Source organism: Paenibacillus sp. ACRRX, assembly GCF_022346885.1.
Lineage (GTDB): Bacteria > Bacillota > Bacilli > Paenibacillales > Paenibacillaceae > Paenibacillus_B.
Genome location: NZ_JAKRNK010000005.1, coordinates 427,502 through 447,013 on the forward strand (window position 1 = coordinate 427,502; position 19,512 = coordinate 447,013).

The window sequence follows — 19,512 nt, forward strand, 5'->3', positions numbered from 1 at the left end:
TCTGACAGGTTCGTTCCGGTTATTGTGAACTATGATCTGAAAATACATATCTCCATAGTTGGATGTTATTGATCTGGCCTGAATTGTTTGACCTACAAAGCGAAAACAAGATGACTTCGCCTCATACAGGTAAATATCAAAGATAAAAAAATGGAAAAGGAACCCTCCTTGATCCTTGCCAGCTTCAAGTCCCCTCATTATCTTAACGTGCCTAAACACCGCTAATCACAACGTTTGTCCACTGTCTATCGTTATCACCTGACCTGTCAGCGCTTCCTGTTCTAAGGTTGCGCAGACCAGCTTGGCGACATCCTCCGGAGTTGAGATACGCCGCAGCAGCAGTTGTGGAATGAGCCGCTGCATCTGTGCTTCCCTTCCTTCCCACCAGCGGGTGGCTACTGCCCCAGGCGCAATACTGCACACTCTAATGTCCGGAGCTAGCGCCCGAGCCAATGACTTGGTCAGCCCATGCACTGCTGCTTTGGATACCGCATAAGGCAGCGACGAGCCCGAGCCAGTCAGCCCCGCTATACTGCCAATGTTTACAATAGCCCCCTGTCCACTGGCCTTCATTAAGGGAGCAACGGCTCGCGCGCAGTGGAACATCCCCTTCACATTTACATCATAAAGCTCATCCCAGATGTCATCAGTAGCCGCCTCCAGGTCATCCATCGGGATGTGACGTGTAATACTCGCATTGTTCACAAGCAGATCTACCGTGCCGCAGCACTCAACAACCTTCCGGACCATCGCTCGTACTTCTTCATCCTTGGACACATCTGCTTGAAATGCATATGCTTGTCCGCCATTGCGCTCGATTAAACGAACCGTATCCAACGCAGCTGCTTCCGAGCGTGAATAATTGACAATGACAATTGCCCCCCGCTCAGCCAGCGTCAAACTTGTTGCTCGTCCTATTCCGGTACCTCCACCCGTTATCAGGGCAACTTTATCTCTTAACTCCATTTTTATCGCTCCAATCTCCCGGTCACATATTTATCTATTTTTATGATCCAATCTAGCTTTGTCTCCAAATTCAAATCAGTCTGATTATCATGCACGGATAGAATACAATAGCGTACAAACACCGATAACATACCTTTCCGATTCAGTTGTGTTGCGAGGTTTCCACTTCTCCTCAGCCGTTATTTTTCAGGAGCTAACTGCGCAATTCCATTGCCGAACGACCAATTCTCTACCGTATTCTCCAGCAAAATAATCATCACATCCGCTGGCCTTATTCCTGTTCGCTCCTGTAACAGCTCCGCCATCCGTGCATACAAAGCCTTTTTCTTCGCCAGAGAACGTCCCTCTTTTAACGTAATCTGTATATACAGCAGTTCATTCGTTCGGCAGATATTCATGTACTGAGGGTCATAGTTGAATTCATGTGCTTCATGCTGCGTGATCACTTGAAAATAATCGTCCATAGGTACATCAATCGTTTCGGTTAATGCAAGGTGAACGGCCTGACTGATTATAAGTAACTCTTCCGCTTCTTTACCTTTGATGAGATCAATACGGACAAACGGCATTTGATTCCCCTCCTACTATACGATGCAGCATTACTCCAGCACGAGTTGTGCTGTTTCTTTACACTGCTCTATTTGTTGTGCTCCTGTACGCTCCCCTGATCGTTGTGCTTCTGTTGATGATGTTATTGTATAACCGCACATCAATTTTGTATAATTGAATTAAATGAACTACAAATTCAATTTATTTGAACTAAGGAGGTCAAAGATGGATCTCAAATCATTAAACACATTTCATAAAATTGTCTCCTTAGGTGGCTTTAATCGTGCGGCCGAGGAACTGAACTACGCCCAGTCCACTGTGACGATGCAAATGCAAAAGCTCGAAGCCGAGTTGGGTGTCCAGTTGATCGAACGCGGCAGGATCTTTCAATTAACGGAGGCGGGCCGCTTATTTCATGAGCAAAGCGCACATATTGTACGGGATGTGGAGCATCTGCAAGCCAACATGTCAGACATGCTGTTAGGTGAGGCTGGCAGCATTCGGTTAGGAGCGGTGGAGCCGATTGCAAGTTATCAACTGCCTGATATCCTATACTCTTTTCTGGAGACCTATCCGAGGATTAAGTTATCCGTGGATATTGCCAACTCACCTGTCTTAGCCGAACGTATCTTAAAAGGGGAGCTGGATATGGCCATCTGTTCGGCTCCAGCTATCGGCAGTGATTTATACTTCGAGCCGATATTTACAGAGAATCTGGTATACCTCATACCCGAGGATCATCCTTTGGCTGCGCAAACGTCCATCTCTTTTGGTGATATACGGAACCATCGCATCCTGCTAACCTCCAAAACATGCTCCTATCGTCAGCGAATCGAGCTTGCGCTGCGTGAGATGTGCGGCCATCAGGTAGACACACTGGATATTAGCAGCATGTCCGCCCTTAAATCTTACGTGGAGAGTGGACTTGGTATTGCTTTGGTGCCTGAGAGCATGGCAAAGGCAGACGGCTCACGATCTGTCACACGAAAGATGAACGACTACCCGATCACAGTTCCCTTTGGTATCCTATGCAAGACAGCAGACTATCCGCTGAAGCTTGCATGTGCCAAGCTTCGTTATCATTTGAAGCAAGCGTTTGATAATCGTCATTCCAACTCGTCTTAACCCCAACCCACGATCATCAAATTAATTGTCTATATCCAACCATCTGTAATAATTGATCATCTCGATGTGAAGCATGGTTGCATAGAATAGCAGTATAGAATGACAGTATGCATACTCCATACCAAAAAGGGCCGCCTCTATGGCGACCCTTTTTATTTGAAACATTATATAAATACTACGTTATTTTATGACGTTTATTATTTATTAATCATCCGCATCATCATAATCATATGTATTTGACGTCGGTACCTTCTTACGATTTTTATTCGTTTTCTTGGCTTCGTTTTTGCGCCTTTGCTCCTCTTTCTCACGCGCCGCAGCTTGCTGTGCCCGTCGCACTGCTGCACCCGCTTTCTGTTTTTCTTTCTACGCTGATCTAATCTGGTGAGCTTTTTCTCTTCTTCATTCCATCTATTCTTCAAATTGAACCATAACATAAAAGCTTTAACGCGATAGTGGCATCTTGGATTGAATACCTCTTGGCTCCAGTACAAATGACGCATTACGTCCGCTGTCCTTCGATTGCTCCGTCTGACTTACCACATACCCTTCGCCTTCCATCTTGCATTGATAATCCAACACCGAGCAAACTTGCAGCACATCGCGGAGCGACTTGCCCTTCATCGTCGGGAGTCTGATATCTGCTGCTTGTTCCGTTAATAAATAGATGGTATCTCCCTTATAACTTTCACCCGACTGCGGATGCTGGGATACAATACTTGATCCTACCCCCAGCACTTGCGTGTTCGCACCTAGCTTGTTTAGCTCCTTGATCGCTGGTTCTACGCCCTTACTTGTAAGACTTGGCACAATCCAATTCGAACTGCGACTAGGCTTCACTGGTATCTGTATATGTATAGATGCTGTCTGCTGTTTTTTATCTGCTAGAGATGGTACCGCTGTTTGAAGCTCGTGAGGTTGTTGAGACAACTCCGGTGCTATCCGCAAATACTGCAATGACTTCAACATCATCTCCCTAAACATGAGCGAAGTAATCCTACTGCCTTCTCCCTCAGTATGTTGGGGATTATCAATGATTGTATAGAGCAGCAGCTTGGGCTCATCGACAGGCGCATATCCAATAAAGGAAAACATGTCCTTATCTCCTTCATATCTACCTTCGCTTGCTTTAATCGTCGTCCCCGTCTTTCCAGCGATCCGGTACCCTTCGATGTATGCATGCTTGCCTGTCCCCAGCTTCTGATCAGACACCACCTGCTCCAAGTAATGGCCTACCTGTGCGGCGGTCTTCTGGGAGGTCACGTCTCGTACAACCACTGGCGGGACATGGTTCACCCCTTTGTTCGATGGATCAGTCATCTGATGCAGCAGATTAGTCTTCATCAGCCTGCCACCATTGGCAACCGCGGAGATGCCCGCTGCCTGCTGGATTGGGGTAATCCACACTTTGCCGTGGCCGTAAGAAGCGGCTGCATAATCAGCTGGGTATTGGTATACAATCGGCTTAACCAGCTCGCCTGGGAGCTGGTTCCCGGTCCCTTGACCATATCCAAATTGATGAATATAGGTAGATAACTTGTCACCACCTAGTTTGACAAATGCGACGTTGCTGGACCGCTTTAGCCCTTCCAAATACGTAATCGTTCCCCAACCCTCTGGATTAATGTCCTTAATCGTTTCCCCACCTGCCGTAATTTTGCCGGAGAGGAACCGATCCTCTGGCTGAAATATACCTTCCTGCACAGCCGCAGCAAGTGTAATAATTTTAAACGTAGAGCCCGGCTCATAATTGGACTTAATGGCATGATTATAAAAAGCGCCCATGTCTGATGTTTCCCAATAACGATTCGGATCGTAATCAGGCATATTCGCCATCCCCAGTACATCCCCTGTATGGGGGTCCATCGCAATGGTCGTCATACTCTGTGGTCTATACTTTTGGTAAGCCGCTCGCATCGACTCCATAATTATCGTTTGAATACGAGCATCGATCGTCAAATAAATATCCTTGCCGTCTAATTTCGGGCGATACACTTCAGTGGACGAGGGCAGCTTCACGCCTGTTCTGTCCTTATCATACTGCAGCCAACCGTCTGTTCCATGCAGTTCACTGTCATAGAACTCCTCTACTCCGCTAACCGCTTTACCTTCCATATTGATGTAACCAAGGACATGGGAAGCCAAGCGCCCCTTAGGATAGAAGCGCTTCACTTCATCAATTAAATAGATGCCAACCTCCCTCTTCCCCGTCTTCTTCCCCAGTTCGGAGGCTAGCGCCTTAACACGATCACCCAGAGCTTGGTCGATCTTATAACCTTCAATTCTGACTTCCCGCTGTTCATAATAGCTGCCTTTTTTATTTTGGGCTGACACGAGCTTATACAATTCGGATTCAGATTTGTGTAACAGTTCAGACAAGCCAGACACAATCTCTCGCTCGATATCAATTCCCTGTTCCCGTATCGTTGCATCCGCCTTGAGCTGTTGAATAAGCTTCGGATTAACAACTACCGTGTAAGCCGGTATATCGACAGCCAGGATGACGCCATTACGATCCAAAATAGTTCCTCTCTTAGCCTTTAATGCTGTCTCTGTTGACCATGTCTGTCTCGCTTTATCCATCCAGAACTCATCGTTAATAACTTGGTACCATAATATTCTTGAAATTAGAATAATAAATCCCAAAATACATAATCCCATTAACAATAGGGATCTCGCTTTAATTCTACGTTCCATAACCCACTCCAACCCAATTATTTTGGTAAATTTGTAAATATATATTCACCTATTCGAGTGAACTGCGCCAATCACCTGCCGATAATGGTTATCCTTTCTTTTATAGACACAATTTACGTCTTAAATATTTCATTATTTTTCCATACTAAAAAGGCAGTTCATAATGAACTGCCCAACCTCTGTATATTTTCTACTATTAAATGCTTTGGATATGCCCTCTGCTGCTAACGCCCAATCAGCTCGTTCACTTTGTCCCAATTTAACTTCTTAATCACAGTAGTTAACAAAGTAGCTGCTTGATCAAAGTCCGCTTTTGACATAATCGAATTGTGGCTGTGAATATATCGGGTTGCAAAGCCTACTACAAGTGACGGACAGCCAATTCCATTCGTATGGAACTTGTCCGCATCCGTTCCCCCGCCAGCAAGCGCATCTACCTGCACGTTGATGCCAATCTCTTCTGCCGTGTCCATCACAAGATCGCGCAATCCTGTGTGAGGAATCATCGTCGCGTCAAACAACAGCACAAGCGGCCCATCTCCAACATTACACGTCATATGCTGTGATTCGCTGCCCGGCGTGTCATACGCAATGCCTACATCTAACGCAAACGCAATATCCGGCTCAACCAGCTTGGCTACTGGTCCTGCTCCTCGGCAGCCAACTTCCTCTTGTACCGTCGCTCCGGCGTAAACGATGTTCGGATGCTCTTCATCCTGCAAGCGCTTCAGCACTTCTACTGCGAGGGCACAACCTGCTCGATTGTCCAGCGCTTTGCCGACCCACAGCTCGCCATCGCGCATCGTCGTGAATTCACTAACCGGAACGATCCAATCGCCCGGACGAACCCCCATCGCTTTGGCATCTGCCTCATCTTTTGCCCCGATATCGATGTACATGTCCTTCAGCTTCATCACTTTCTCGCGCTCAGCCGGCTCCAGTACATGCGGTGCTTTCGAACCGATAATACCAAGGAGATCGCCTTTGCGCGTCTTCACAGTCACTCGCTGGGACAATACATTATGCGGCCACCAGCCGCCCAATTGGATAAAACGTAAGAAGCCTTTAGGTGTAATTTGCGTGACCATAAAACCTATTTCATCTAAATGTCCGGCCAAAAGTACTTTAGGACCTTGCTCCTGTCCCGTCTTTTTGCCAACTAAGCTGCCTAGACGATCCTTAAGCAGCTCTTCGCTAAGTGGTGACAAATATTCCTGCATCTTGTTATGTACTGCGCCTTCGTGTCCAGGAACCCCGTCAACCTCTGTTAGGGTTTTCATTCGAAGTGTCATTTCATCCATCGTAATTGCTCCTTTTGCAAGATATATTACCTCTTTCGGCACAGGTTAACCAAATACCTGCTTGAAGAGAGAACGATAACATTCATAATAAAACATCCTATTAGCCTCTAAACGTCTTCAACTTCCATTCTTGCTTAGCCCTCATGTATAGAAAAGGCCATTGTATGATCTTATACTATAGAGAGTACTCCAACCCAATCAACGTCAGCTTATATGCCAGGTTAGTCTGCGGGCAGAAACCCACGAATCTTACTCATCATGTAATCTCTATACTCTCGCAGCACATCTACATCGTACTTTGCATCGGCACTCGTACCTTCATTATAGTGCTCAAGACACTGCTGAACTAATAAACGATACGGATGTGGCAGCGCACTAACACCCCATTCGCCTCCCTCTCGTTTTGAAGCGATGGTTCCCTCTGACAGATACATCACGATACGGCACAAATTAAGTGTAAAGTATACCGGATTATCCAAAATCCCTTGACTTACTTCTTCCATATCATATAGGATCGCTTCTACATAAAAGGAACGATCAATTGGCTCATAGAGCTCTGATAGAGGCGTGCCATATAATGCAATTCCCCGATAATAGGTTACGGTAATATGCGCCGCTAAGTCCTTGTCTTCATATCCTCCGCACAAATAGCTCTCATCCGTTATATATCGCTCGCGGTGAGAGTCCGAATAATGTAATTCAAAAGGAGTCGGATACACAAATGACTTGAGATAATCTTCCAAAATTACACTAAATTCGATCCCGCGTGTACTGCCTATTTCCTCATGCAGCGTTAAAGCGATGTTGACGATTCGTCTTTTGGACGCTTCGGATAGACTCTGTTTTACAACAACCAGAAAATCAATATCGCTGCTGTCTGGATGGTAACACCCCATCGCTAATGAACCGTGTAAATAGATGCCTACTAGGTTATCCGTAAGTTCTTCCTGAAATAAAGCTGCTATTCGATCCAAGTTATATTGAATGTCCATATGCCACCTCCTATGGAAAATTATAATAAGCAGTCTATATGGATACAAGATAAGAAACAACACGACAAGCAAAAAGGGACTTTCGATAACGAAAATCCCTTCTCCTCCTATAATTAGATGCAGCTTGGTATGACTATAATAATCAAGCAGGGCATTGAGTTTGTTCTACTGCCCGTTTGCTGAATAGCTTAGACTAACCATCTGGCCTATCTTCTGCATCTGCATTAAACGGAAGGTGCTAGGCACAGTTCCTTGTGGGAATAAGGGAATGCCGTCTCCAAGAACTTTAGGTATGATCGTAATGCAGAGCTCGTCTAGTAGTTTTGCTTCCAGAAAAGCAGTAACAAGCTGCCCTCCCCCTACCAGCCAAACATCCCCTTCTGATCCGGCTTTTAACCTTGGTATTAAAGTTTCTAGCGTTTCATCTGTAAATGTCACGTGCGGAGCAGGGGGCTGTGTAGTTCTGGACAGGACATAACAAGGCTTGTCGGCATAGGGAAAATCATCGGCTAGCTTTAGCACTTCATCGTACGTGAGTCGCCCCATTACAATAGTTCCAACTGTGCGGTAAAACTCACCATAGCCGCCGTCTCCTCCGTCCATCTCGATGTCATTAAGCCAATCGACAGACCCATCCGGTCTTGCAATGTATCCATCCAAGCTCATGGCAATGTAAAGCACTACTTTATTCTTTTTCATATTTTAATCGCTCCCTTCTATACATTATGATACATTTAAACTACGACAAATAATGACGTAATTAGGTGATGTAAATGAATAATCGAAGATTAATGATCATGCGGTTATTAGATTCCAGGAAAAAATGTACGGCCCGTGAACTAGCTGAACGTTTCCAAGTCTCAATACGTACCATTCAGCGTGATCTGGATTATTTACAACAGATCGGAGTTCCTCTCTATACCGAGGTAGGGGTAAATGGGGGGTACCGTGTTCTGCCGAACAGAATATTGCCGCCTCTTCAACTTAATCAGCAGGAAGCGCTTGGTCTGTATATGATGTTTGAATACTTGGAACAGGTACCCGATTTCCCATATGGATCGATCCGTGCACAGTTAGCAGAGCATTATTTTGTAAGCTTACCTAGTGACGTACAAGATATGATTATTCGTATGAGGCAGCACATTACGTTCCTTCAGCATCACTCTGTACAACAAGAAACTGAACCCATAACAACCCAAATATTAGGTGCTGCAGTAGAAAAGACAGCTATTGAGTTTATGTATGCAGCGCGCAGCGGGATGAAGTTGGTTCGTGTGTATCCCCTTGGCATTTATTATGAGAATGGATATTGGTATATGCCTGCTAAAAAACAGGAACGAATATTGCTTTATCGGGTAGATCGAATGAAGCAGTTGAACGTATTCGATCAATCTAATAATGGACTGCCAACACTTAAAGAGTGGTTGATCTCAAATGATGAAAGGGAGAGTGTCGAAGTGGTACTGCGTTTTACTGATTTTGGAGAAAGGCTTGCTGTTTCAGATCCTCTATTTACTCACGTTCAGCACAAGGAGTGGCGTGGACAAGTTTCTCCAGATGAGTTCCCATTTGTGGCACGGAGACTGCTCTCCTATGGCCCCGAAGTGAAGGTCATAACCCCTCCACAGTTACAAACATTGATAGTGGAGATGTTGGAGCTTAATTTAGGCCAGTATAAATATTAAGGAAAAAACCATCTCATTATTTCAGATCCACATTAAACCATCCTATCTACTTTTTTTGGATTTTAAACAAAAAACGCCGATTGCACATCAGCGTTTTTTGTTCCATTAATTATATTATGCTGCACAGTTCGAAGCTCAAACTGATCAACCTCGACCATAGCTTACATATTACTAATAGATCCTGTTCTATCGTTTATGACTTTCACTTTGTTGTTTACGTTTATGATAATTTCCTGCCCAGGCTGGCCGTCCAGATTCGCGAACTCTTTAACCGTCCAAGCAAAGGAATCTATTCTGTAATCGCGAGTTGCACCACTTCGATCATCTACAATTCGAATTCTGTCTACAAGGTTCAGAATTACTTCTGCCCCAGGCTGACCGTTTGTATCCACAGCATCGATAATCGCCCAAGTTCCATTGTTCGTCTCAAATTGTTTTGTGGCTCCTGTAAGATCACTAATAATGATCAGCTTAGAGCCTGCATTCAACACAAATTCGTCCCCTGGCTGACCATTCGTATCTGCTATCTTCGCTAATGCCCATGTCACATTAGGCATCTTATAGTCCCGAACTGAGCTGGTTCTATCTGTAATGACACGTACAGCGTCGCCAATATTCAACACTACCTCTGCACCCGGCTGATTATTGGTTTCCGCTGTATTAACAACAGCCCAACTCCGATTCCCGGCAACTGGGTACTTCGTTGTACGATTGTCACGATCATGAATGATGACCGCATCCCCTCCGGCTTTTACGATAATTTCTTTACCTGGCAAGCCATCCGTATCCTCTACCTTAGCAACCGCCCACACCGTATTACCAAATGTGTAGGTACGAGTCCCTCCCCTATGATCACCAATCTCAAGTTGTCCCCCGTTCCGATAGACCATCTGCATCGTTCCGTCACCACGTAAATCGTACGTGCCTAAGTACGTACCTGAGGCGGCATTGGCTTGAGAGGAAGTCCATGGAGTCATCCCTAACAGCATAACAGCGCTTACAAGAATAGAAAGAGTCTTCTTCATGTGCATCACCTTTCCTTCGCTTGTATTGGTTGGCCACACGGTGTAATACATTGGCGCTCTTCTATATCCATTATATGACATTAATTAACCATTGGTCTATATGTCATTTTAATATAATAGCGTGTTTCCCTTGCATTTCCTTTGTATTTCACCGTTTCGTAAAAATCAAAAAAGCTATTTATGCCATAGAAAAACAACCGTCCCCTCTCTATAAAGGGAAACGGTCGCGTGATTAACACCATGATTCTTCCCGGATACAGTGATTCAACATCCTTTACTCACTTACGAAGAAGGAGGGGGGATATTATATTTTGTCTCTTATGATATGTCCTTGATCAAACTCTATCTCTACAAATCCCGCCATAGAATGCGGCAGATAGTCAATCTTATGATCGCTGCCTATCACTATAATGTTTCGCATCTCATTCTCGCCCCCACCTGGCAGTAAGAATGCTTTCGTGAAGGCATACGTTTCACACAAAGTTGTATGCATCGCCTCCATATATTTATCCTTCTTCGCTTTTCCCATCAGATTCATAATGAGCGCACCACTGGACTGGAGCTTCTCTTTGGTTAAATTAAAAAATTGCAAGGTGGTTAGATGATGCGGTGTTCCCTCTTTGGTGAAAGCATCCAAAACAATGTAATCATACGAATGGGGTGCTTGCTTGCCCAGAATGGAGCGACCATCCCCAATGACAACATTGGTCTGATTGTAATTAAAATAATCCCGACTGATTTGCAAGACCTTCTCATCCAATTCCACAACCGTAACTTGTTTGTCAGCCCAATAGCTAGGAATGGTCCCGATTCCATGTCCGATCATAAACAAGCTTTCAAATGACGGATGGTTATACTCCATCAAATGGATAATTGCTCGTGGGTATTCCAGCACGATTCGTTTGGGATCTTTAAGGTCTATTGCGCCTTGAACGGCATGATCCGAAAATTGCATGAATCTGAATTTACCCATTTCACCATATAATTGATTCGCTTCACACACGGTAATCTCTTGATACAAACTGAGTTGTTTTGTTAATTGATGCAAATTAAACAATCTCCTTAATCTGATAATAACAGGCATTATGTTACACGCCAGTCATCCTACTTATCTATAGTTAGAACCGGCAATCGTCTTCTACTGTTCCAATTCAATTGGTGAATAGGAGCTGCGATAGATGTGCTTCGGCCAACCTCAGTCACCTGTCCAGCTCGTTACCAACCTACCCTGCTTCTCATCCCAGCGCCAACGACTATCTGACCCGAGCAAATGTACGCCTCCATACCATTCATCTATTCCATTTATGCGTACACGATCCTTTTTCCCCGCCAGCACTTCCTTACCCAGTTCGGTTAACTTCACTTGACAATGTTGAAAGGATGGCGGATTGTTCCTATAATCTGGAAGACCAGCTCCCCCTTCGATATACAGCAGCGGTTGTGCTCTTTGCGACAAGCCTGCCAAGTGCCGCCAATATTGCAGATCCCCCAATCCAAGCCCATGAAGTGTGTTCCCTATTCGCTGGAACAGATCCATGGGAGAGCTTACACCGCTGCGGACCAACTCCAGTGTCGTCTGCTCGACGATGCCAAGGCCGTTAAAGGTGGATGGCAGCCGTGATAAATGAAGTCGAAATGCATCACGCACAAAGGGCAGCGCTGCCGTCTGCTCCCCTTTAAGCAGTGCGTATAACTGATCTGGTTCAGATGAACAATACGCCTCCCATACCTTCGTGCCTGTCTCCAACTCTGCTTGGCCAATAGCTTGCCAAGTACCAGATAAGGTTTTCATTTGATCAGCAGACAGCTGTCCCAACCCCCTAAAGAGCTGAATACCGGGATATGCTCCAATACATAATAAGCTGAGCTTGGTATTTCCGAGCGGTCTTTTGGCAAACCAATGCAGCAAGTAGCACAGCATCGTCTGGTCAAATAAATCATGCTCAAACCAGAGCACGATCTCATCATACTTGTGATAGTTGGCCAATTGGTTCTCCTGTGCCTCACTTCCGCGGATGAATTCCAATCTGGGAATTCCCAGCGCTTGTTCTAAATAGCCCGCGCGCACTGAGCGATTCGGATATGTCGTGGGATCCACAAATACAGGACCTTCCGGATACACCTCCCTCCAGACTAGAATATCTCCCTGTACGACGCCTTGGCGCAGCGTTTCTGCAACGTGATCTCCATTCACAATATGAAGCATTCGGGTTCCTCCTTCGTAAAGATGATGAAATACGGACACAAAATCAGCTATGGGCAGCGTTCCTTTTAGTTTGCTGCGCGCATCAAACAATCTCTTCTTGAGCGTAGCTGCAGGTGTATTCAAATAAACGGATATTTCCTGTAACGAATAACCATGAAAATAAAATAACTGAACGGCAATACGCATGTTAGATGATAACTGCGCTACACCTGCATACAATTGCTGCAGCATTGCTCTTTGTTCTGCGATATCTGCTACGTCCGGCACCTGCTCCGCCACTTGAATGTTGTCATCAATCGGTACTTGGAGCCGCTTTTTTCGGCATTGACGATGGCATTGACGGATCACGATTGTCTTAAACCATCCGGGAAAAGCAGCCGGTTCTCGTAATTTATCTAAATGAAGGTATGCTTCCGTAAACGCTTCTTGTACCGCATCCTCCGCCAAGTACGAATCACGCAGCTTATCATAAGCAATGGCATAAGCCATGGCGGAATAATGCGACATGACATGCTCAAATGCTGCCCTGTTTCCTTGTCGCGCCTCATCAATCCACTGCAACACGTCCTTTGTCGCCTCCTTTCGTTCGTCCTCTATAATAGTGCCACCTTTGGCACAAAAGGTTACACGAGTATTTCAAGTTATTTCATTTCAAATGGTTGAACCTCTCATCATAATCGAACGCTAGATATAACAGGAGATACCTAGTCTTAACTGTTCCAATCAACTAGCCTCCCTAAAATAATAAACAGAAATAGAAGGAATTTGGGAAATGAAATTGAATACCTCATAGTATTACGTATCATACATTTGGAGGTCCTATCTTTGTTACTTTACTTTTGATATGTATCAACTGCCTAATGACCCCATATTTATTAGGAGCTGATATGTGATGAGATATGAGAATTCACTCGATGGTATTTCTACTGATATGTTAAAGGGCTTTTTCGTGGATTGGCCTAATCCTCCCAGTCCGCAAACCCATCTTAGATTGTTAAAGAACAGCAGCCACGCCATTATTGCCATTGATGATCATACAGATCAAGTTGTTGGATTTATTACGGCGATAAGCGATGGAGTTTTATCTGCTTACATTCCATTCCTTGAAGTTATACCCGAGTACAAAAATAAAGGCATAGGTACGGAATTAGTCACTCGAATGCTAAAAGAACTGGATGACATATATATGATTGATCTATGTTGTGACGATGACGTAGTCCCTTATTATGACAAGGTAGGAATGACAAGGACAAATGGTATGATTGTAAGGAATTACAACAGGCAAGCTGGAAATTAGAAACATATAAGCCAAAAACGCTTGGAAATCTTCCAAGCGTTTTTAATACAACTAATGAACATAAATTCAACTGAGATATCAACTTGGATATGATGTGATCTGAACTATTAAACATTAGACTGCGCCGTCTTTGACAAGACGATCAGCAGTTATTTTTTTGGCGTCAAAGCATACAATCTTAATCACAATACAGGCGAGCGCCAGTCCAATAAAGATGAATCCACTCCAGATCGCCCCCCTCACCCCTGCCATAGCAATAAACCATCCACCTGCAGTTGAACCGATCGACACGCCCAAATTAATAAAAGCAATATACAATCCTGTGGCAAACTCCGGTGCTTCCTGTGCCTCTGAGGTCAACCAGATCTGTGTTACAATCAGAGAGCTTGTATGGGCAGCACCCCAGAATAGCATGATCAAAATAACGAGAATCAAAGCAGAACTAGCTGCATAAAGGAATAGGAATGCCCCCGCCAGTGCAATCGGATGGAGAACTACCGTCCGCACCCGATTTAAGCCGATCCATTTACCTGCTAACAAATTACCCGCAACACCCCCGACACCAAATACAACCAGCATAACACTCAGTTCTTCCCCACTCATCCCAAATACCTGCTCTAAGTATTCAGCAGCATAACTGTACACCGAAAACATCGCAGCAAATATAAAGGTAGCTGCACCTATGTTTAACCAAAGCGGTACTTTGCGGAGAATGCTAAGCTGCTTGCCATAAGATACTTTCTCGCTCATAGGCGATTGTGGAAGCATAAGCGCAATTCCGATGCCAGCAGCAAGGTTCACTACGGCGCAAAATATAAAGGAGGCTTCAAACGAAACCTGCACGGCCATATATGTCGTGATTGGCACACCTAGCACCATGCCCATACTCGTACCAACAAAAGCTTTGGCCGAGGCTCGTGCAGCCTGCCCCTTCGGATACAGCGATACCGCTGCTACAAATGCCAGTGAGAAATACACGGGATGGAACATGGCAGGAACGATCCGAAGCACCATTAATGTCCCAAAATGAGTGGCAAAAGCTGAGCATAGACTGCTTGCTGCAAATATTAGCAAAGAAAGGATCATTATCTTTTTGCGATTAAACGAAGAAAGAAGAAGCACCATAGCTGGCCCAAAGAGAGCTATGACGAATGCAAACAGGCCAACAAGCATACCCGCTTCTGAAGTACTGACATGGTATCTTTCCGTAACAAATGGAATAACGCCCACAATGCCAAATTCAATTGTATACAGACCAAACAAACCAAGGGCAATAAAAAACAATGGATTTGCAAATCTATTGTTCGAATCCAATTCTCGTATCTTTCGTGCTGCCACTATAGGCCACTCCTTCCACATACGGTCTGCACACAGCGCCTAAACCGATTAATATCGCATGCAGGTTCTTGTCTGTTCCATACGTTATCCACTTATACCGTCATACACGGCTTGGCATAAATCAATCGTGAATTGTCCTGACATGCCTTCTAAAGCCGTATTAGTAAATGCCACTACGCTTAGCTTGCGCTGAGGATCGACGAACCACGAATGTCCATAAGTGCCACCCATGCGCCAGGTGCCTGGTGATTCCGGTGTATTTGCTGCGACGGGGTCCTTCAGCACCGTGATGCCGAGTCCGAAGCCGCGACCTGGCCAATAGGCCATTGGCAAGTCACCGATCTGGTTCTTCGTCAGTTCCCGCACAAGCGCTTCCGGCAGCAGCGGCGCTCCGCCCTGACGCAGCGTTTCCAGCAGGCGCATAAAATCACCTGCGCTGCCTACCATGCCAGCACCGCCAGATGGGAAGGCGGTGTGATCAAGCGCACGGCGAGGATCAAGCCGGAAGCCGGCCGTACCCTCGAGGAAAGCAATACGATCCGCGTCGCCTAGCCGTCTAGGCTCCGGAACGTCATTGGCATATGCGACAGCCAGCCGGGCCGGGTCGCTTGCCACAAAGCCTGTATCGCGTAAACCAAGAGGATCGGTTACTAATGTGCGCACGGCTTCGCCAAGCGAAAGCCCTGTCACTTTCTCTATCACAGCACCGAGTACATCTGTTGCAATGGAATACTTCCATTCTGTTCCTGGTGTGTAGAGGAGTGGAGTCGAGGCAATACGATACAAATTTTCCTCCAGTGTCCACTCAACAAGATCCATCCCATCTGAGACCTCTGCATGATGATATGAACCGTTCTCTTCTTGAAAGAAACGATAGGTCAATCCCGCAGTGTGCGTCATCAACTGACGAATCGTAATAGCCGGAATAGTACCGTCCTGCAGCTTCGGCTGAAACAGAGGCAGCCAGTGATCCACATGATCGTCGAGTTTCAGTTGGCCTTGTGCCACCAGAACAAGAGCCGCCGTTGATACGATCGGCTTAGAAACCGAGGCAAGCCGGAACAATGCATTTTCCTCCATTGGGCGCTTGCGCTCGCGATCTGCCAGCCCCGCAGCTCTGCTATATACAAGCGCACCATCTATTGCCACTTGAATGACGGTACCGATCAAACGTTTGTCCGTAATGGTACGATCGGTTACTTCATCGATTAACCTTGCTAAATTGTGCATAGTTTTTGGTGTTTTATTCAACATCCTTCATCCTCTCTCCATCATTAAAGCGTTGACCGCTTTACGATCATGAGTTAATTATATAAATGTTGTTCGCTTGCTTACATAAGCCGACTAAGTTAAATTAACCTTGTAACATTAAAAATCAAGTTAGTTTTATGTATATTGCTTAAATATAAAGGAGCCGATCACGATGGACCACGTTGATAAACAAATCCTCTCTCATCTGCAAAGCCAAGCTAGAATGTCCATGACCGAACTTGGCAAAAATGTGGGATTATCTCAGCCGGCAGTTACGGAACGAGTGAGAAGAATGGAAGAGCGAGGCATCATTACCGAGTACCGTACAATCGTGTCTCCGGAAAAAATCGGGAAACATGCTGCTGCTTACATGCTGGTTCGAACGCGAGAATGCCATCCCTTCCTTGACTTTTGCCGCTCAAACCCTGATGTGGTCGAATGTTACCGCATAAGTGGTGAGCATAATTACTTGTTAAAGGTCATAAGCAGCTCTACGCAATCCCTGGAGGAATTCGGCAATCAATGTGACAAGTATGGAACATATACGATTCTTATCGTGATGTCTGCTCCGATTGATCACAAGTTTTTAATTCCTACGATTCCAGACAACAGTTTCAATTTGCTGGACTAGTATCCTCGTTATGCAGTAGGCAGCACAAAAAGGAATCCGGCATTGGAGCCGGATTCCTGCGACAGCTAGTTGGATATTCAATTATTTCTATCTTACTTTTTAGACTATTAATAAGATAAACGTTTAACGCACATAAATTTGATGGACGCTGTCTTCCTTTCAACAGTTATTACAAATCTAGTCCAAATCGCTTTAACTCAATAAAAATCCCTTCTAAGCGCTTGCCTTTCTCCGTTAATGTGTACTCCACACGCGGCGGAACTTCTGGAAACACTTCTCTTATAACTACCCCATGCTCCTCTAATTCTTTTAGACGCAATGAGAGTGTCTTCGGGCTGATTCCATCCATGGATCTGAGTAGATCGCTAAATCGCATCGTTCCCTCTATAAGCAAATCACGGATAATTAAAAATGTCCATTTTGTTCCAATCACATCAAGTGTTTTAGCAATCGGGCATTGCTGACCGGGCGTCCCTTTAGTCAAAGTAACTTGTCCTTCGTCACTCATCAGAGTTCCTCATTTCTTTTGCAACTTCATTTATCCAAGTGTAACACAATAGTATCTTAATGGAAACTATATGATATAAATATCACTACTTCCCAAAGTATATTAACTACCCATATACTATACTCACCCACTACACAAGGAGCTGATCCAGTTGAGAAATATACTTATTATTAACGGTCATCAGAAATATCGCTCATCAGAAGGCAAGTTAAACCGTACCTTGTTTGAACACATGGCAAGTTTCTTAAGCAAACACAATCAGGTGCAAACGACTGTGATTCAGGAAGGTTACCATATCGACGAGGAACAGCAGAAGTTTCTATGGGCTGATGTCGTCATTTATCAAACCCCAATCTATTGGTTCAGTGTCCCAGGCCTATTAAAAACATACATGGATGAGGTATATGCTTACGGTTCATTCTTCAAAGGTGCGGATCAATACGGCAGAGGCGGCATGTTAACGGATAAAAAATATATGCTGTCCACAACCTGGAATGCTCCTGAGGCAGCATTTAACGATTCTGCTCAATTCTTTAATGGAAGCAGTCTGGATGAAGCGTTAAGCCATCTGCATCGTATTCATAGCTTTCTTGGCATGTCACCTGTCGAGAGCTTCACTTGTTTTGACGTCATCAAAAACCCTCAAATTGATACGTTTATTACTAATCTTAAACAGCATTTGCAAGCGACACTCGGATAACTAATGAACCGATAACTATATAACATTTAGGAGGAATTAACATGTTACAAGGTCAAAAAGTAGTCATCATCGGCGGCAGCTCCGGTATCGGATATGAAACAGCTAAGCAAGTTATCGCTCAAGGTGGAGAAGTGATTATCGCCAGCCGTTCCGATCAAAAATTAAAAGCGGCTCAAGCTCAATTAGGCCCTCAAGCAACAGCCTTAACTGTTGATACAACACATGAGGAACAAGTACAAGCTTTCTTTAATCAAGTAGGCCATTTCGACCACCTTGTGGTAACCGCGGCAGAAACATCAGGCGGTCCGTTCCTTCATACGGATACCTCTCAGTCCAGACAACTGTTTGAAAATAAATTCTGGGGTCAATATTACGCAGCTAAATATGCTGCACCTCACATTCGCCCTGACGGTTCGATTACCTTGTTCTCTGGTGTAGTCGCCTACAAATCAATGGTGGGCTCCTCAGCACTTGGTGCTGTTAATGCTGCCGTGTCAAATCTGGGCCAGACCCTGGCTTTAGAATTGGCTCCACTTCGGGTCAATGTTGTATCTCCGGGTATCATTGATACGCCTGCACGCAGCAAAATGTCGGAAGAAGCTCGCAGTCAATTTTATGCGACGCTTGGCAGTAAGCTGCCCGTGAACCGTGTCGGCCGTGCGGAAGACGTTGCACAAAGTGTACTTTATCTGCTGCAAAATAGCTTTGTAACGGGCACCGTGCTTCATGTCGAAGGCGGCCATATCTTGATCTAAGCCAGCCGGACTGGGAAAAACACACTTCTAAAAATGCTAACAGCCGTTAATCCCAGAGGGATTAGCGGCTGTTGGTTAAGATCCCGAATAGCAAATTGCTGTGCGTAATAAAGAATCTCTTCCGGGTTATGCACTACATCGATCATTACTCCTTATCTTTCTTTCACAGGGTCGCTTTTATAATTATTGAAGTACCACTCTTCTACCCTATTGTTATGATCACACTTTCTTAGAAAGTCCATAATGAAAGAAACATCTAAGCGTTAGATATAGGGGGTATAGAACACCATCAAATTTCACCCTAATTGGTGTGAAGCAACCTCAATATTTTTTTATGTTTGGAATCGTACTCGAATTGTTCCTCGTCATCTTCCGCCTCTTGACATTTCTTTTCGATCGCATCGATAAGTGAGCACATATCCAAACTAGCTGCTTCTGGCACTGAAGCAAATTCCAATGCAGTCACCCATAATGGTACTGTAGTCC

The 19,512-nt window shown here is 44.9% G+C and carries 21 protein-coding genes; 6 read left to right on the plus strand and 15 right to left on the minus strand.

Annotated elements, in window-relative coordinates:
* Window positions 1-225: 225 nt before the first annotated feature.
* Both MH117_RS17445 and MH117_RS17450 read right to left on the minus strand, forming a co-directional pair.
* Complete coding sequence (locus MH117_RS17445) at window positions 226-966, minus strand: SDR family NAD(P)-dependent oxidoreductase (RefSeq protein ID WP_239330588.1); 741 nt, start codon at window positions 964-966, stop codon at window positions 226-228.
* 179 nt (window positions 967-1,145) lie between these two features.
* Window positions 1,146-1,535 (minus strand): tautomerase family protein, encoded by a 390-nt coding sequence (locus MH117_RS17450; RefSeq protein WP_239330591.1) that lies wholly within the window; start codon window positions 1,533-1,535, stop codon window positions 1,146-1,148.
* A gap of 205 nt (window positions 1,536-1,740) precedes the next feature.
* Here MH117_RS17450 and MH117_RS17455 point away from each other — a divergent pair, with 205 nt between their 5' ends.
* A complete protein-coding gene (locus tag MH117_RS17455; protein ID WP_239330594.1) occupies window positions 1,741-2,640 on the plus strand; it encodes a LysR family transcriptional regulator in 900 nt (299 codons plus the stop codon).
* Window positions 2,641-2,844: 204 nt separating this feature from the next.
* On the opposite strand, the gene MH117_RS26575 is transcribed toward MH117_RS17455, so the two are convergent.
* From MH117_RS26575 to MH117_RS17475, 5 genes are all read right to left on the minus strand, one after another.
* Window positions 2,845-2,979: a hypothetical protein gene (locus MH117_RS26575; protein ID WP_275444695.1), complete on the minus strand. Its 135-nt coding sequence runs from the start codon at window positions 2,977-2,979 to the stop codon at window positions 2,845-2,847.
* 105 nt (window positions 2,980-3,084) lie between these two features.
* A complete protein-coding gene (locus tag MH117_RS17460) occupies window positions 3,085-5,337 on the minus strand; it encodes a penicillin-binding transpeptidase domain-containing protein (RefSeq protein WP_239330597.1) in 2,253 nt (750 codons plus the stop codon).
* Window positions 5,338-5,561: 224 nt separating this feature from the next.
* Window positions 5,562-6,638, minus strand: a complete 1,077-nt coding sequence (locus MH117_RS17465) for a M42 family metallopeptidase (RefSeq protein ID WP_239330600.1) — start codon at window positions 6,636-6,638, stop codon at window positions 5,562-5,564.
* A gap of 221 nt (window positions 6,639-6,859) precedes the next feature.
* Window positions 6,860-7,630, minus strand: coding sequence for an aminoglycoside adenylyltransferase domain-containing protein (locus tag MH117_RS17470; protein WP_239330603.1), 771 nt, complete (start codon window positions 7,628-7,630; stop codon window positions 6,860-6,862).
* Window positions 7,631-7,795: 165 nt separating this feature from the next.
* Window positions 7,796-8,329: a dihydrofolate reductase family protein gene (locus tag MH117_RS17475; RefSeq protein ID WP_239330606.1), complete on the minus strand. Its 534-nt coding sequence runs from the start codon at window positions 8,327-8,329 to the stop codon at window positions 7,796-7,798.
* 74 nt (window positions 8,330-8,403) lie between these two features.
* Between MH117_RS17475 and MH117_RS17480 the strand changes: the two genes are divergently transcribed.
* Complete coding sequence (locus MH117_RS17480) at window positions 8,404-9,315, plus strand: helix-turn-helix transcriptional regulator (RefSeq protein ID WP_239330608.1); 912 nt, start codon at window positions 8,404-8,406, stop codon at window positions 9,313-9,315.
* A gap of 161 nt (window positions 9,316-9,476) precedes the next feature.
* Here the strand turns inward: MH117_RS17480 and MH117_RS17485 are convergent, their stop codons facing one another.
* From MH117_RS17485 to MH117_RS17495, 3 genes are all read right to left on the minus strand, one after another.
* Window positions 9,477-10,340, minus strand: coding sequence for a PA5033 family protein (locus MH117_RS17485; RefSeq protein ID WP_239330610.1), 864 nt, complete (start codon window positions 10,338-10,340; stop codon window positions 9,477-9,479).
* A gap of 304 nt (window positions 10,341-10,644) precedes the next feature.
* Entirely contained in the window at window positions 10,645-11,388 is a 744-nt protein-coding gene (locus MH117_RS17490; protein WP_239330612.1) for a spermidine synthase, read from the minus strand.
* Between the two features lie 147 nt (window positions 11,389-11,535).
* Window positions 11,536-13,110 (minus strand): sigma-70 family RNA polymerase sigma factor, encoded by a 1,575-nt coding sequence (locus MH117_RS17495; RefSeq protein WP_239330615.1) that lies wholly within the window; start codon window positions 13,108-13,110, stop codon window positions 11,536-11,538.
* Between the two features lie 328 nt (window positions 13,111-13,438).
* On the opposite strand from MH117_RS17495, the gene MH117_RS17500 reads away from it, so the two are divergent.
* Entirely contained in the window at window positions 13,439-13,843 is a 405-nt protein-coding gene (locus MH117_RS17500) for a GNAT family N-acetyltransferase (RefSeq protein ID WP_239330618.1), read from the plus strand.
* A 114-nt stretch (window positions 13,844-13,957) separates the two neighbouring features.
* Here MH117_RS17500 and MH117_RS17505 read toward each other — a convergent pair whose 3' ends face one another.
* Together MH117_RS17505 and MH117_RS17510 are read right to left on the minus strand one after the other, a co-directional pair.
* Window positions 13,958-15,181, minus strand: coding sequence for an MFS transporter (locus MH117_RS17505; protein WP_239330621.1), 1,224 nt, complete (start codon window positions 15,179-15,181; stop codon window positions 13,958-13,960).
* Between the two features lie 84 nt (window positions 15,182-15,265).
* A complete protein-coding gene (locus MH117_RS17510) occupies window positions 15,266-16,411 on the minus strand; it encodes a serine hydrolase domain-containing protein (protein WP_285106588.1) in 1,146 nt (381 codons plus the stop codon).
* Between the two features lie 193 nt (window positions 16,412-16,604).
* On the opposite strand from MH117_RS17510, the gene MH117_RS17515 reads away from it, so the two are divergent.
* The gene (locus MH117_RS17515; RefSeq protein WP_239330627.1) at window positions 16,605-17,063 is read left to right on the plus strand and encodes an Lrp/AsnC family transcriptional regulator; all 459 of its coding nucleotides are present in this window, start codon (window positions 16,605-16,607) and stop codon (window positions 17,061-17,063) included.
* A gap of 169 nt (window positions 17,064-17,232) precedes the next feature.
* Here the strand turns inward: MH117_RS17515 and MH117_RS17520 are convergent, their stop codons facing one another.
* Complete coding sequence (locus MH117_RS17520; RefSeq protein WP_239330630.1) at window positions 17,233-17,571, minus strand: winged helix-turn-helix transcriptional regulator; 339 nt, start codon at window positions 17,569-17,571, stop codon at window positions 17,233-17,235.
* Window positions 17,572-17,722: 151 nt separating this feature from the next.
* Between MH117_RS17520 and MH117_RS17525 the strand changes: the two genes are divergently transcribed.
* Window positions 17,723-18,271: an NAD(P)H-dependent oxidoreductase gene (locus tag MH117_RS17525; RefSeq protein ID WP_239330633.1), complete on the plus strand. Its 549-nt coding sequence runs from the start codon at window positions 17,723-17,725 to the stop codon at window positions 18,269-18,271.
* Between the two features lie 41 nt (window positions 18,272-18,312).
* A complete protein-coding gene (locus MH117_RS17530) occupies window positions 18,313-19,026 on the plus strand; it encodes an SDR family oxidoreductase (protein WP_239330636.1) in 714 nt (237 codons plus the stop codon).
* Here MH117_RS17530 and MH117_RS17535 read toward each other — a convergent pair.
* Window positions 19,023-19,172 (minus strand): hypothetical protein, encoded by a 150-nt coding sequence (locus MH117_RS17535; protein ID WP_239330638.1) that lies wholly within the window; start codon window positions 19,170-19,172, stop codon window positions 19,023-19,025. The genes MH117_RS17530 and MH117_RS17535 overlap by 4 nt on opposite strands.
* Window positions 19,173-19,327: 155 nt before the next feature.
* Window positions 19,328-19,492 (minus strand): hypothetical protein, encoded by a 165-nt coding sequence (locus MH117_RS17540; RefSeq protein ID WP_239330640.1) that lies wholly within the window; start codon window positions 19,490-19,492, stop codon window positions 19,328-19,330.
* Window positions 19,493-19,512: the final 20 nt, after the last annotated feature.

Bases quoted from the DNA above. Each gene is read 5' to 3' on its own strand.
- MH117_RS17485 (WP_239330610.1), bottom strand. From the start codon at position 10,340: ATGAAGAAGACTCTTTCTATTCTTGTAAGCGCTGTTATGCTGTTAGGG.
- MH117_RS17510 (WP_285106588.1), bottom strand. From the start codon at position 16,411: ATGCACAATTTAGCAAGGTTAATCGATGAAGTAACCGATCGTACCATT.
- MH117_RS17455 (WP_239330594.1), top strand. From the start codon at position 1,741: ATGGATCTCAAATCATTAAACACATTTCATAAAATTGTCTCCTTAGGT.
- MH117_RS17480 (WP_239330608.1), top strand. From the start codon at position 8,404: ATGAATAATCGAAGATTAATGATCATGCGGTTATTAGATTCCAGGAAA.
- MH117_RS17470 (WP_239330603.1), bottom strand. From the start codon at position 7,630: ATGGACATTCAATATAACTTGGATCGAATAGCAGCTTTATTTCAGGAA.
- MH117_RS17535 (WP_239330638.1), bottom strand. From the start codon at position 19,172: ATGATCGATGTAGTGCATAACCCGGAAGAGATTCTTTATTACGCACAG.
- MH117_RS17450 (WP_239330591.1), bottom strand. From the start codon at position 1,535: ATGCCGTTTGTCCGTATTGATCTCATCAAAGGTAAAGAAGCGGAAGAG.
- MH117_RS17500 (WP_239330618.1), top strand. From the start codon at position 13,439: ATGAGATATGAGAATTCACTCGATGGTATTTCTACTGATATGTTAAAG.
- MH117_RS17460 (WP_239330597.1), bottom strand. From the start codon at position 5,337: ATGGAACGTAGAATTAAAGCGAGATCCCTATTGTTAATGGGATTATGT.
- MH117_RS17475 (WP_239330606.1), bottom strand. From the start codon at position 8,329: ATGAAAAAGAATAAAGTAGTGCTTTACATTGCCATGAGCTTGGATGGA.
- MH117_RS17465 (WP_239330600.1), bottom strand. From the start codon at position 6,638: ATGGATGAAATGACACTTCGAATGAAAACCCTAACAGAGGTTGACGGG.
- MH117_RS17530 (WP_239330636.1), top strand. From the start codon at position 18,313: ATGTTACAAGGTCAAAAAGTAGTCATCATCGGCGGCAGCTCCGGTATC.
- MH117_RS17515 (WP_239330627.1), top strand. From the start codon at position 16,605: ATGGACCACGTTGATAAACAAATCCTCTCTCATCTGCAAAGCCAAGCT.
- MH117_RS17520 (WP_239330630.1), bottom strand. From the start codon at position 17,571: ATGAGTGACGAAGGACAAGTTACTTTGACTAAAGGGACGCCCGGTCAG.
- MH117_RS17445 (WP_239330588.1), bottom strand. From the start codon at position 966: ATGGAGTTAAGAGATAAAGTTGCCCTGATAACGGGTGGAGGTACCGGA.